The sequence below is a fragment of the Pseudomonas sp. NY15372 genome (assembly GCF_048068215.1).
Taxonomy (GTDB): Bacteria; Pseudomonadota; Gammaproteobacteria; order Pseudomonadales; family Pseudomonadaceae; genus Aquipseudomonas; species Aquipseudomonas guariconensis_A.
Map to the genome: position 1 here is coordinate 43,814 of NZ_JBLUPY010000007.1, position 11,889 is coordinate 55,702.

Genomic DNA, 11,889 nt, shown 5'->3' on the forward strand with positions numbered 1-11,889 from the left:
AGCAGATGCGTCCTTGGGGTGAAATATATTCGCCAGCCCTTTATAGTGGCCGATCTTCTTCATTTTCCATCCCGTTGCCAGATCAAGTAGCCAAGCCACCATGTCCGAGCCACGCCAGATTCTCGTCACCAGCGCCCTGCCCTATGCCAATGGTTCCATCCACCTTGGCCATATGCTCGAGTACATCCAGACGGACATGTGGGTTCGCTTCCAGAAGCTGCGCGGCAACCAGTGCATCTATGTCTGTGCCGACGACGCCCACGGCTCGGCCATCATGCTGCGCGCCGAGAAGGAAGGCATCACCCCGGAACAGCTGATCGCCAACGTCCAGGCCGAACACAGCAGCGACTTCGCCGATTTCCTGGTCGATTTCGACAACTTCCACTCGACCCACTGCGAAGAAAACCGCGAGCTGTCGAGCCTGATCTACACCCGCCTGCGTGAAGCAGGGCACATTGCCACCCGTTCGGTCACCCAGTACTACGACCCCGAGAAGGGCATGTTCCTGGCCGACCGCTTCATCAAGGGCACCTGCCCCAAGTGCGCGGCCGAAGACCAGTACGGCGACAACTGCGAAAAATGCGGTGCCACCTACGCACCCACCGAGCTGAAGAACCCCAAGTCGGCCATTTCCGGTGCCACGCCGGAGCTGCGCGACTCCCAGCACTTCTTCTTCAAGCTGCCTGATTTCCAGGCGATGCTGCAGCAGTGGACCCGCAGCGGTACCCTGCAGGACGCCGTCGCCAACAAGCTGGCCGAGTGGCTGGACTCGGGCCTGCAGGAGTGGGACATCTCCCGCGACGCGCCGTACTTCGGCTTCGAGATCCCGGGCGAGCCGGGCAAGTACTTCTACGTATGGCTGGATGCGCCGATCGGCTACATGGCCAGCTTCAAGAACCTGTGCGCACGCCGTCCGGAACTGGACTTCGACGCGTTCTGGAAAGAAGACTCCAAGGCCGAGCTGTATCACTTCATCGGCAAGGACATCGTCAACTTCCACGCCCTGTTCTGGCCAGCCATGCTCGAAGGCGCGGGCTTCCGCAAGCCGACCGCCATCAACGTGCACGGCTACCTGACGGTCAACGGCGCCAAGATGTCCAAGTCGCGCGGCACCTTCATCAAGGCGCGTACCTACCTGGACCACCTGCAGCCGGAATACCTGCGCTACTACTACGCCTCCAAGCTGGGCCGTGGCGTCGATGACCTGGACCTGAACCTCGACGACTTCGTGCAGAAGGTCAACTCTGACCTGGTCGGCAAGGTGGTCAACATCGCTAGCCGCTGTGCAGGCTTCGTCCACAAGGGCAATGCAGGTGTCCTGGTAGGCGGCGATGCCGCTCCCGAGCTGAGCGAAGCGTTCCTGGCCGCCGCACCGTCCATCGCCGATGCCTACGAAAACCGCGACTTCGCCCGCGCCATGCGTGAAATCATGGCCCTGGCCGACCGCGCCAACGCCTGGATCGCCGACAAGGCACCGTGGTCGCTGGCCAAGCAGGAAGGTAAGCAGGACGAGGTCCAGGCCATTTGTGCCCAGGGCATCAACCTGTTCCGCCAGTTGGTGATCTTCCTCAAGCCGGTGCTGCCGGTGCTGGCTGCCGACGCCGAGGCCTTCCTCAATGTCGCACCGCTGACTTGGAGCGACCACCTGTCGCGCCTGGAAAACCACACGCTCAACCCGTTCAAGGCGCTGATGAGCCGTATCGAACCGGCCAGGATCGAAGCCATGGTCGCCGCCAGCAAGGAAGACCTTGCCGCCGCCGAGGCTGCAGCCCCGGCTGGCAATGGCGAACTGGCCAAGGACCCGCTGTCGCCGGAGGTCGAGTTCGATACCTTTGCTGCGGTCGACCTGCGCGTGGCGCTGATCGTCAAGGCCGAGGCGGTCGAGGGCGCCGACAAGCTGCTGCGCCTGACCCTGGACATCGGCGACGAACGCCGCAACGTATTCTCCGGCATCAAGTCAGCCTACCCAGACCCGGCCAAGCTCGAAGGCCGTCTGACCATGATGGTGGCCAACCTCAAGCCACGAAAAATGCGTTTCGGCATGTCCGAAGGCATGGTCATGGCGGCGGGCCCTGGCGGTGAGGAAATCTACCTGCTGAGCCCCGACAGCGGCGCCAAGCCAGGCCAGCGCATCAAGTAAGCAGCGCTCCTTGCCCCGGCCCTCGGCCGGGGCATTTCCATCCGCCGTCGCGTGCCATACTGTCGGCAGCTCCCAGCCATCGGCCTTCCCATGAGCGACTACGTCCTGGTACTGGTCAGCGCTGCGCTGGTCAATCACCTGATCCTGCAACAGTCACCGATTTCCCGGGTGCAGCTTCACGTACTCGGCGCTTGCAGCGCCCTGGCGGTCATGTTGGGCCTGATCGTCGGGCAACTGCTGCAGGACCTGATGTTTATCCTGCAAGTACAGGACCTGCAGTTATTCGTGCTGCTGCCCTTGCTGGCACTGCTGGCCTTGGGCCTGCCCAGGCTGCTCGGGCAACTGCACCCCGCCTGGAGGATGGACAACCTGCCGCCTCTGCTACTGGGCAACACCCTGGTGCTAGGCTTGCTATTGCAGCCGGGCTCGCTCGGCCAATGGCTGCCGTCACTCGGCAGCGGCCTGGCCGGGGGGCTGGGCTTCTGGCTTGCCCTGGCCTTGTTCGACGACCTGCGCCAACGTACGGACCACGACGACATGCCCATTGCCCTACGCGGCCTGCCCATCGCACTGATCGGCGCCGGCGTGATGGCCATGGCGTTCTCCGGTTTCAACGGATTATTCACACAATGAGCCTGATTCAACGCATCGACGCCCTGCTTCCACAAACCCAGTGCGGCAAATGCGGCCACGCCGGTTGCCGGCCCTATGCCCAAGGGCTGGCCGCTGGCGAAGCGATCAACAAATGCCCACCGGGCGGCGCAGAAACGATCGCCGCGCTGGCTCGCCTGCTCGAGACCCCGATCATCGACCTCGACCCGAGCAGGGGCAGCGCACCGCCCCAGGTGGCCTATATCCGCGAGGCCGAGTGCATTGGCTGCACCAAATGCATCCAGGCTTGCCCGGTGGACGCCATCGTCGGCGCCGCGAAGCTGATGCATACGGTCATCGCCAGTGAATGCACGGGCTGCGACCTGTGCCTGGCGCCCTGCCCGGTCGACTGCATCGACCTGCTGCCCTTGCCGGACACCCTCATCCCGATCGTTGGCGGGCTGGCCCAGACGCCGCTACAGCAGGCCGCGCGCACCCAACGCCGCGACCACGCGCGCCGTCGCCACGAACAACGCAATGCCCGGCTGCAACGCGATGAAGCACGTCGTCAGGCCGAGCGATTGGCGCGCAACCAGCGCCCGGTCGGCCCTACGGCAGGCAACAGCGATGCCGCGCCAGATCCGATCAAGGCGGCCATCGAACGGGTCAAGGCGCAAAAAGCCGCCAGCAGCGACGCCGCCTTGAAGCAGGCGAAGATCGCTGCCGCCATGAGCCGCGCCCAGTTGAGCAAGGCCCGCAGTGCGTTTGGCAACGCACCGAGCGAAGCCCAGCTCGAGCAACTGCGTCATCTGCAAGAGGCGGCCGAGCAGGCCCAGCGACGCCTTGACGCCCTGCTGGCCGAGCCGGGCCATGCCAGCGCCTGACCCGCGGCTGCGCAATGCCATGGGCTTGGTGCTGCTGGCCTGCGCCCCCGGCTTGCTGACCCTGCTCTGGCTGCATGGCTGGGGTGTGCTGTTCAACCTGTTGCTCTGTGCCAGCACCGCCCTGGCCTGTGAAGCCCTGCTGCTGGCCCTGCGCGGCCAATCGCCGTTGCCGATGTTGAGTGACGGCAGCGCACTGGTCAGCGCCGTGCTGCTGGCCGCAGCCCTGCCCAGCCTGGCACCGTGGTGGTTGCCGGTCGTCGCCACGAGCGTGGCCATCGCCATAGGCAAGCAAGCCTTCGGTGGCGTCGGGCGCAACCTGTTCAACCCGGCAATGGTCGGCTATGCCTTCGTCCTACTGAGTTTCCCCCTGCAGATGAACCAATGGCCAGGCCAGCCGGCTGGCTTGATGGAGAGTGCGCAACATCTGTTCGGCACACCAGCGCACGTCGACGCCTGGGCCATTCCGACGGCGCTGGACGGGCTGCGCCACAACCGCAGCCTGACCCTCGAAGAACTGTTCGCCCAACACCCAGGCTTCGGCGCGATCGGCGGGCGCGGTAGCGAATGGGTGAATCTGGCTTTCCTGCTTGGCGGCCTGTTCCTCTGGCAGCGCAAGGTCATCGCCTGGCATGCCCCAGCAGGCCTGCTGGCGGGCCTGTTCGTGTTCAGCCTGCTGTGTTGGAACGGCTCGGGCTCCGACTCCAACGGCTCGCCGCTGTTGCACCTGTTCTCCGGCTCGACCATGCTGGCGGCGTTCTTCATCGCCACCGAACCGGTATCCGCTCCCCGTAGCGCCTTGGCCCGCCTGGCGTTCGGCTTCGGCGCGGGCTTGCTGATCTACCTGATCCGCACCTGGGGCAGCTACCCCGACGGCACGGCGTTCGCCATCCTCTTGATGAACCTTGCCGTACCCGCGCTGGAACGCCTGGCGGCACGCCGTTCGCAGGCCAGTGCATGAACCGGGCGGCGCGCAATGCCTTGCTGCTGGTGCTGATCGGCCTCTTTTCGCTGGCCAGCACCCTGGCCTGGCGGCACTGGACAGCGCCAACCCGCCTCGAGGCCGAGCGACAGTTGCGCAACCTACACTGGTTACAGGCACTGCCTGCCGGTAGCTTCGACAACCAGCCCTTGCAAGCGCCCCTGACACTGGCCGACACGCACCTGCCCCATAGCCGGCTGCTGGCCGGCTACAGGGCAACCCTGGGCGGCAAGCCGAGCGCTGTGCTGCTGCACAGCCAGGCACAGGGGTACGCGGGGCCGATTGTTCTGGCGATCGCCATCGACCCAACCGGGCGCCTGGTCGGAATCCAGGTTCTGGAGCAGCAGGAAAGCCCTGGCCTCGGGGACCAATTGGTCGATCCCCGGGTTCATTGGCTGGGCCAGTTCGCAGGCCGCACGCAGGCCGGCGCCTGGGCCATCAAGCGCGACCACGGCGACTACGACCAATTAGCCGGAGCCACCGTCACGTCCCGTGCGGTGATCGACGCCTTGCAGGATGCCCTGCGCTATTTCGATGCCCACCGCACCACCCTGCTGGAGGCACGTACCGATGAATAGATTCTGGCTGCCTGGGATCAGCGTGATTCCCCTGGCAGGCGCCACCTCGACCTTGGCACAGGCCATTGCCATTGGGTTGTGCGCCGTGGTGCTCATAGGCCTGCACCAGGCGTTGCTGATACCGCTGCGCCATTGGCTCGCTGGCCCCTGGCGCCTGCTGGCCAGCCTGTTGCTGCTCGCAGCGCTTGCCAGCAGCCTGCAGCTGGGTCTAGAGGCCTTGGCTCTACCGCTGGCCCTTGCACTCGGTCACTATCCCGCCCTGCTCTGCATCCAATGCCTGATGGCGGATCAGCTGTGGCCTGACGGGCTTGGCTGGCGTCGGCTGGGCGTTTTCCTGGGCGGCCTGCTGATGCTGTGCGTATTGCTTGGCGCCTGTCGGCAAGGGTTGGCTGCCGGGGTCGGCGTGCATCTGGCAAGCCTGGCGCCGGGTGGATTGATGCTGCTCGGCGGCTTGCTGGCGCTGTACAATCGCCTGCGTCCGGGGCCAGCCCCCTCACGTCGTCAAGGAAGCCTTTGAGCCCATGAATGCCGCCAAACGCCTGGAGATTTTTCGCAGGCTGCACGAAGACAACCCCGACCCGAAGACCGAACTGGCCTACACCACTCCTTTCGAATTGCTCATCGCCGTCATCCTGTCGGCCCAGGCGACGGATGTGGGGGTGAACAAGGCCACTGCAAGGCTGTACCCCGTGGCCAACACGCCGCAGGCCATCCATGCCCTGGGTGTCGATGGGCTGAGCGAATACATCAGGACCATAGGCCTCTACAACAGCAAGGCCAAGAACGTCATCGAGACCTGCCGCCTGCTGATCGAACGCCACGGCGGCGAAGTGCCCCAGACCCGCGAAGCCCTCGAGGCACTGCCTGGTGTTGGCCGCAAGACTGCGAACGTCGTGCTCAACACCGCGTTCCGCCAACCGGCCATGGCCGTCGACACCCATATCTTCCGCGTCAGCAACCGAACCGGCATCGCGCCTGGCAAGACGGTGTTGGAGGTGGAAAAGAAGCTGCTCAAGTTCGTACCCAAGGATTACCTGCTCGACGCCCACCATTGGTTGATCCTGCATGGGCGTTATGTATGCCAGGCGCGCAAACCCCGTTGTGGCGCCTGCCGTATCGAGGACCTGTGCGAGTACAAACAGAAGACCTCTGACGATTGAGACAACAGAGGGAAATGGTTGTATACGATTGAAAAAATCTTTTTTACCGGAATCAGGTTTCTCGCTATAAGGACGGCCAATGGCCCCTTGGCTTGGAGTAACTCATGAGCACCGATAAAGACGAGCTGTCGATCGACGATGAATTTGCCACCTCGGAAGACGATATCGAGCCCCAGGTGGAAACAGCGAAGACCAACCTGAGCAAACGCCGTACCATCGATAATCTCCTCGAGGAACGGCGTCTGCAGAAACAACTTGCCGACTTCGACTACGACCTGTAGTCCGCCTAGTCTGAAAGCCTCCCTTGCGGAGGCTTTCCTGTTTCAGGGACGCGACAAGCCGTGGCGCTGGGCAAGCTCGATGAGATCGACCAGTGAACGGGCATTGAGCTTGAGCAGCAGGCGTGTCTTGTAAGTACTGACCGTCTTGTTACTGAGGAACATGCTGGTGGCGATTTCCTTGTTGCTCTTGCCACTGGCCAGCTCCTTCAACACCATGACCTCCCTGCCGGAAAGGCGCTGGACCATCTCCTCCTCGGTGCCCCCCTTGGCACAACCACGCGCCTTGTGCAGGGCCTGGTTGGGAAAATAACTGTACCCGGACAGCACCGCCTTGATCGCGCTGAGCAGCTCGGTCAGGTCCTGCTGCTTGCACACATAACCCGCCGCGCCCGCCTGCATGCAACGCATGGAGAAATGCCCTGCTGCCTGCGAAGTCAGGACCAGCACCTTGCTGGCCGGGCTGAGGCCCGATAATCGGCCGATGACTTCCAGTCCATCAAGTTTTGGAATGCCTATATCCAACACCACAATGTCGGGTTGATATTCACGGATCAACTGCAAGGCATCCACACCGTTGTCGGTTTCCGCCACGACCTCATACCCATGCCGCTCCATCAGCATGCGTACAGCCAGACGAATAACCGGATGATCATCCACGATAAGCACTTTATTCATGCGATATCCATTGATTCATTATTCTTGCTCCGAGCCACCACGATAACCGAGCACGCCCCTCCATGGCGCGACGGATTGCGGCATATGACCACCTAAAGACGAGACCTACATCAATTTCGGACCTTTCCTACAAGGCGGCCCTTTATAAAATTTTGCATTCCGTACATGTAATGCAAAAAATTAATAAGAATAAATAATTACTTCTTAGACGCAGACACGCGAAGAGCCAGAATGATTAATTCCGTTTCCGAATAACCCGAAAAAGTGACAATGGTTATTTCATGGCGTCCAAGGGAAATATCTCTATCTTCAGCCGGCCACGAAAACAGGCGAGAGATATGCAACTATTTGCGGGCGAAACACCATGCAGCAGACAGAATCCATCAGTCCCTTGGCGATCATCGCCATATTCGCAGGCATCATCGAAGCCTCCGCCCTGGCTTCCCTGCCTTTTCTCAGTGAGAACAGTCAGAAGACCTACACCTGGTTCCTGGTGGGCTTTCCATTCTTCCTGACCATGCTGTTTTTCCTGACCCTGAATTTCAACTACCACTCCCTGTACCAGCCCACCAGAACCGCCGGCCGGAACAAAACCGACGCCCAAACGCCCACCACCCCGCCCGTGGACAAGTCGAGCACGCCGACCATGATCATCACGCTTTCAGGGCCCGACACGCGCAAAATGATCGAGCAGCATGTATTGCGTACCCTCTCTCGCCCTCCCCTCCACGCTCGCCGCTGGGTGCTCGACAACCTCGATACCGGTATTCGCATCAAGCTATCGGTCGAGGCGCTGAGCGCACCCGACGAGACGATCGACCAGTAAGAAAGAAAAAACCCGGCCCAAGGTCTAATGCCGGTCAGTAAAGCAATTGGGGCCGCTACGCGCCCCATCGCGGCACAAGGCCGCTCCTACAGGCAACCCGCCATTGGCAAGGTCACGTGATCCTGTAGGAGCGGCCTTGTGCCGCGATGGGCTGCGTAGCAGCCCCAAGTGCAGCCGATAAGGCTTAACTGACCGGCATTAGCCACAAGGCCGGGTTTTTCAGGGTGCCCTCGCCAGGGTCAGAGCAGCGAGCGGCCCTTGTTGGCGGCAATACGCATGCGCAGGGCATTGAGCTTGATGAAGCCCGCGGCATCGGCCTGGTTGTAGGCGCCGCCGTCTTCCTCGAAGGTCGCGATGTTGGCATCGAACAGCGAGTCGTCCGACTTGCGACCGACAACAGTGACGTTGCCCTTGTACAGTTTCAGGCGGACCACGCCGTTCACGTTGACCTGCGAGGCGTCGATCATCTGCTGCAGCATCAGACGCTCCGGGCTCCACCAGTAGCCGGTGTAGATCAGGCTGGCGTACTTGGGCATCAGCTCATCTTTCAGGTGAGCGACTTCACGGTCCAGGGTGATCGACTCGATGGCACGGTGGGCCTTGAGCATGATGGTGCCGCCTGGAGTCTCATAGCAGCCACGGGACTTCATGCCGACGTAACGGTTCTCGACGATGTCGAGGCGACCGATACCGTTGGCGCCACCGATGCGGTTCAGGTCGGCCAAAACGGTAGCCGGGGTCTTCTCGACGCCGTCGATGGCGACGATATCACCGTTGCGGTAGGTGAGCTCGATGTAGGTAGCCTGGTCCGGGGCGTTCTCCGGGGAGACGCTCCAGCGCCACATGTCTTCCTCGTGCTCGGTCCAGGTATCTTCCAGGACGCCGCCTTCATAGGAAATGTGCAGCAGGTTGGCGTCCATCGAGTACGGCGACTTCTTCTTGCCGTGACGCTCGATCGGGATGCCGTGCTTCTCGGCGTAATCCATCAGCTTCTCGCGGGACAGCAGGTCCCACTCACGCCACGGGGCGATGACCTTGACGCCTGGTTTCAGGGCGTAGGCACCCAGTTCGAAACGTACCTGGTCGTTGCCCTTGCCGGTCGCGCCGTGGGAAATGGCATCGGCACCGGTTTCGTTGGCGATTTCGATCAGACGCTTGGCAATCAGCGGACGGGCGATGGAAGTACCCAGCAGGTACTCACCTTCGTAGACGGTGTTGGCGCGGAACATCGGGAACACGAAATCGCGCACGAATTCTTCGCGCAGGTCGTCGATGTAGATCTCTTTGACGCCCATTGCCTGTGCCTTGGCGCGGGCCGGCTCGACCTCTTCGCCCTGACCCAGGTCAGCGGTGAAGGTCACCACTTCGCAGTTATAGGTATCCTGCAGCCACTTGAGAATCACCGAAGTATCAAGGCCGCCGGAATACGCCAGTACGACCTTTTTTACGTCCGCCATGCCATCACTCCACGGGGTTGTACGGAAAGCGGTTGATTCTACCGGCCCCACTGAAATATTTACAATGGGGCGACAGCTTGTGATGACAAAGCGACAGGAACAGTCAAGAGCGCGACTATCGCCTCAGTCAGGATTTTTTTCCTGCGGGGGCCTGCGTCGGCGCTGGGTCAGGCACCGCTGGGGCTGCGGCAGCGGGAGCCGGGGCGGGCTCTGCCTTGGGCTTTTCCACCGGTTTCTCGACCGGGGCGACACGCTCGAGCTGGATGTTCACCCGGCGGTTGCGCGCCCGGTTGGCGGCACTGTTGTTCCGGGCCAGGGGGTAACGTTCGCCATGGAAGCGCACGGTAATCTGATCCTCCGGCACGCCATGGGCCTTGAGGTAGTCGGCGACCGCCAGGGCCCGGCGGCGCGAGGTGTCGCGGTTGGTCAGGCGGCTGCCGCTGTTGTCGGCGTGGCCATCGAGCTCGATGTGGTTCACCGACGGGTCGGCCTTGAGGTAGTCGAGAATCACGTCCAGGCGCGCCCGAGCCGCGCTGTCCAGCTCGATACCGCGCGGGAAACCGACCTGGGTCTGGCGGACCTGGTCGAAGTTCATCGGCAGCAGCTTGCCGGCGCATGCCTGGTAGTCACCATAGGCCTTGACGAAGCTGACCGGCAATACACGCACCTCCATGGGCCTGCCGCCTTCGCCGGCATAGTTGCGCACCACCGTGCTGCGCCCGTCGAGCAGGCCATTGATCAGCCGGCTGGCCTGCCCCTGGGACGACGTGAACAACACCCCGCTGCGCCCCATGCGCACGGCCCCGAGATTGATGTCGCCTCGACCAGGTTGCCAAGGCGCTGCCGCGGCCAGCAACGTCGCGCTGCCCGCCCCTAGCGCGTTGCTGTCCGAACGCAACCGGAAAACCGCCTGCTCGCCGGCACGGCGGACGAACTCGCCGCTGCCGAAACCGTCGATCGCCTGGGACAGCCGGCATTCGAACGGGTCGCCCTCGACGCTCCAGGCGACATTCTCCACGCGCGTCTGGAAGGTCAACGCCCCGGCCGGCAGGCTGGCAAACAGGGTAAGAAGGGCTAGGTAACGCTGGCGCACGGGTGGCTCCACAGATTCTGACGGCTTACCTGCAGGCTATCGGACGCCAGCGGGAAAACTTGATAGCCGTGCTCCTACCGGGGTTTTCCGGTAGCATTGGCCCTTGAGTTCGACCCGCCTGGAATCCCCAATGTCCGATCGCCTGACCCTTCTGCGTCCCGACGACTGGCACATCCATCTGCGCGATGGTGCCGTCCTGCCCCATACCGTTGGCGACGTGGCGCGTACCTTCGCCCGCGCCATCATCATGCCCAACCTGGTCCCGCCGGTACGCAACGCCGTCGAGGCAGGTGCCTATCGCGAGCGTATTCTGGCCGCACGTCCGGCGGGCAGCCGCTTCGAGCCGCTGATGGTGCTGTACCTCACCGACCGCACCAGCGCCGAGGATATTCGCGCGGCCAAGGCCAGCGGTTTCGTGTATGCCGCCAAGATGTACCCGGCCGGCGCCACCACCAACTCCGACTCGGGCGTGACCAGCATCGACAACATCACGCCAGCCCTCGAAGCCTTGGCCGAAACCGGCATGCCGCTGCTGGTGCATGGCGAGGTGACCCGTGCCGAGGTCGATGTGTTCGACCGCGAGAAACGCTTCATCGACGAGCACCTGGCCCGCGTGGTCGAGCGCTTCCCCACGCTGAAAGTGGTGTTCGAACACATCACCACCGCCGATGCCGCGCAGTTCGTCCTGCAGGCCCCGGCCAACGTCGGCGCGACCATCACCGCCCAGCACCTGCTGTACAACCGCAACCACATGCTGGTCGGCGGTATCCGCCCACACTTCTATTGCCTGCCGATCCTCAAGCGCAACACCCACCAGGTGGCGCTGCTGGACGCGGCCACCAGCGGCAACAGCAAGTTCTTCCTCGGCACCGATTCGGCGCCCCATGCCCGTCACGCCAAGGAAGCCGCCTGCGGCTGCGCCGGCTGCTATACCGCCTATGCGGCCATCGAGCTGTATGCCGAGGCCTTCGAACAGCGCAATGCGCTGGACAAGCTCGAAGGTTTCGCCAGCCTGCACGGCCCGGCGTTCTATGGCTTGCCAGCGAACACCGACACCATCACCCTGGTCCGTGACGAGTGGACCGCTCCTGACAGCCTGCCATTTGGTGACAACACCGTGGTTCCGCTGCGCGCCGGTGAAAAACTGCGCTGGCGTCTGCTGGAGGAGAAGGCGTGAGCGAAGCGTTCTACGAAGACGACCAGGAAGGTCAAGGCAGCGGCGTTC

At 62.8% G+C, this 11,889-nt stretch carries 12 protein-coding genes and 1 pseudogene; 10 read left to right on the plus strand and 3 right to left on the minus strand.

Going from position 1 to position 11,889, the window contains the following annotated elements:
- Positions 1 to 100 precede the first annotated feature (100 nt).
- The 8 genes and pseudogenes from metG to ACNFG0_RS07830 all read left to right on the plus strand — a co-directional run bounded on the left by metG (position 101) and on the right by ACNFG0_RS07830 (position 6,613).
- Positions 101 to 2,140: a methionine--tRNA ligase gene (gene metG / locus ACNFG0_RS07795; protein ID WP_416764403.1), complete on the plus strand. Its 2,040-nt coding sequence runs from the start codon at positions 101 to 103 to the stop codon at positions 2,138 to 2,140.
- 90 nt (positions 2,141 to 2,230) lie between these two features.
- Positions 2,231 to 2,773, plus strand: a complete 543-nt coding sequence (locus tag ACNFG0_RS07800) for an Rnf-Nqr domain containing protein (RefSeq protein ID WP_416764404.1) — start codon at positions 2,231 to 2,233, stop codon at positions 2,771 to 2,773.
- A pseudogene (locus tag ACNFG0_RS07805) lies at positions 2,770 to 3,597 on the plus strand (RnfABCDGE type electron transport complex subunit B); the annotation flags it as partial. The gene ACNFG0_RS07800 and the pseudogene ACNFG0_RS07805, both read left to right, overlap by 4 nt.
- Before the next feature lie 4 nt (positions 3,598 to 3,601).
- Entirely contained in the window at positions 3,602 to 4,573 is a 972-nt protein-coding gene (locus ACNFG0_RS07810; protein WP_416764405.1) for an RnfABCDGE type electron transport complex subunit D, read from the plus strand.
- Positions 4,570 to 5,172, plus strand: a complete 603-nt coding sequence (locus ACNFG0_RS07815) for an RnfABCDGE type electron transport complex subunit G (RefSeq protein ID WP_416764406.1) — start codon at positions 4,570 to 4,572, stop codon at positions 5,170 to 5,172. The genes ACNFG0_RS07810 and ACNFG0_RS07815 overlap by 4 nt, the downstream gene beginning before the upstream one ends.
- Positions 5,165 to 5,689 (plus strand): Rnf-Nqr domain containing protein, encoded by a 525-nt coding sequence (locus tag ACNFG0_RS07820; RefSeq protein ID WP_416764407.1) that lies wholly within the window; start codon positions 5,165 to 5,167, stop codon positions 5,687 to 5,689. Before ACNFG0_RS07815 ends, ACNFG0_RS07820 begins: the two co-directional genes overlap by 8 nt.
- A gap of 4 nt (positions 5,690 to 5,693) precedes the next feature.
- The gene (gene nth / locus ACNFG0_RS07825; protein ID WP_196144228.1) at positions 5,694 to 6,332 is read left to right on the plus strand and encodes an endonuclease III; all 639 of its coding nucleotides are present in this window, start codon (positions 5,694 to 5,696) and stop codon (positions 6,330 to 6,332) included.
- Between the two features lie 104 nt (positions 6,333 to 6,436).
- Positions 6,437 to 6,613, plus strand: coding sequence for a PA3496 family putative envelope integrity protein (locus tag ACNFG0_RS07830; protein ID WP_196144229.1), 177 nt, complete (start codon positions 6,437 to 6,439; stop codon positions 6,611 to 6,613).
- 42 nt (positions 6,614 to 6,655) lie between these two features.
- On the opposite strand, the gene ACNFG0_RS07835 is transcribed toward ACNFG0_RS07830, so the two are convergent.
- Positions 6,656 to 7,288 carry a response regulator transcription factor gene (locus tag ACNFG0_RS07835; protein ID WP_196144230.1) on the minus strand — a complete coding sequence of 211 codons (633 nt, stop codon included), beginning with the start codon at positions 7,286 to 7,288 and terminating at the stop codon, positions 6,656 to 6,658.
- Between the two features lie 364 nt (positions 7,289 to 7,652).
- Here ACNFG0_RS07835 and ACNFG0_RS07840 point away from each other — a divergent pair, with 364 nt between their 5' ends.
- Complete coding sequence (locus ACNFG0_RS07840) at positions 7,653 to 8,114, plus strand: hypothetical protein (protein WP_416764408.1); 462 nt, start codon at positions 7,653 to 7,655, stop codon at positions 8,112 to 8,114.
- A 239-nt stretch (positions 8,115 to 8,353) separates the two neighbouring features.
- On the opposite strand, the gene ACNFG0_RS07845 is transcribed toward ACNFG0_RS07840, so the two are convergent.
- Both ACNFG0_RS07845 and ACNFG0_RS07850 read right to left on the minus strand, forming a co-directional pair.
- A complete protein-coding gene (locus ACNFG0_RS07845) occupies positions 8,354 to 9,571 on the minus strand; it encodes an argininosuccinate synthase (protein WP_013973956.1) in 1,218 nt (405 codons plus the stop codon).
- Positions 9,572 to 9,698: 127 nt separating this feature from the next.
- Positions 9,699 to 10,664 (minus strand): flagellar protein MotY, encoded by a 966-nt coding sequence (locus ACNFG0_RS07850; protein WP_416764409.1) that lies wholly within the window; start codon positions 10,662 to 10,664, stop codon positions 9,699 to 9,701.
- Positions 10,665 to 10,794: 130 nt separating this feature from the next.
- Between ACNFG0_RS07850 and pyrC the strand changes: the two genes are divergently transcribed.
- Entirely contained in the window at positions 10,795 to 11,841 is a 1,047-nt protein-coding gene (gene pyrC, locus ACNFG0_RS07855; protein ID WP_196144234.1) for a dihydroorotase, read from the plus strand.
- The last annotated feature ends 48 nt before the right edge of the window (positions 11,842 to 11,889 follow it).

What these genes read in the sequence shown, in the direction of transcription:
- metG (WP_416764403.1), top strand. Translation starts at nt 101, where the DNA reads ATGTCCGAGCCACGCCAGATTCTCGTCACCAGCGCCCTGCCCTATGCC.
- ACNFG0_RS07800 (WP_416764404.1), top strand. Translation starts at nt 2,231, where the DNA reads ATGAGCGACTACGTCCTGGTACTGGTCAGCGCTGCGCTGGTCAATCAC.
- ACNFG0_RS07810 (WP_416764405.1), top strand. Translation starts at nt 3,602, where the DNA reads ATGCCAGCGCCTGACCCGCGGCTGCGCAATGCCATGGGCTTGGTGCTG.
- ACNFG0_RS07815 (WP_416764406.1), top strand. Translation starts at nt 4,570, where the DNA reads ATGAACCGGGCGGCGCGCAATGCCTTGCTGCTGGTGCTGATCGGCCTC.
- ACNFG0_RS07820 (WP_416764407.1), top strand. Translation starts at nt 5,165, where the DNA reads ATGAATAGATTCTGGCTGCCTGGGATCAGCGTGATTCCCCTGGCAGGC.
- nth (WP_196144228.1), top strand. Translation starts at nt 5,694, where the DNA reads ATGAATGCCGCCAAACGCCTGGAGATTTTTCGCAGGCTGCACGAAGAC.
- ACNFG0_RS07830 (WP_196144229.1), top strand. Translation starts at nt 6,437, where the DNA reads ATGAGCACCGATAAAGACGAGCTGTCGATCGACGATGAATTTGCCACC.
- ACNFG0_RS07835 (WP_196144230.1), bottom strand. Translation starts at nt 7,288, where the DNA reads ATGAATAAAGTGCTTATCGTGGATGATCATCCGGTTATTCGTCTGGCT.
- ACNFG0_RS07840 (WP_416764408.1), top strand. Translation starts at nt 7,653, where the DNA reads ATGCAGCAGACAGAATCCATCAGTCCCTTGGCGATCATCGCCATATTC.
- ACNFG0_RS07845 (WP_013973956.1), bottom strand. Translation starts at nt 9,571, where the DNA reads ATGGCGGACGTAAAAAAGGTCGTACTGGCGTATTCCGGCGGCCTTGAT.
- pyrC (WP_196144234.1), top strand. Translation starts at nt 10,795, where the DNA reads ATGTCCGATCGCCTGACCCTTCTGCGTCCCGACGACTGGCACATCCAT.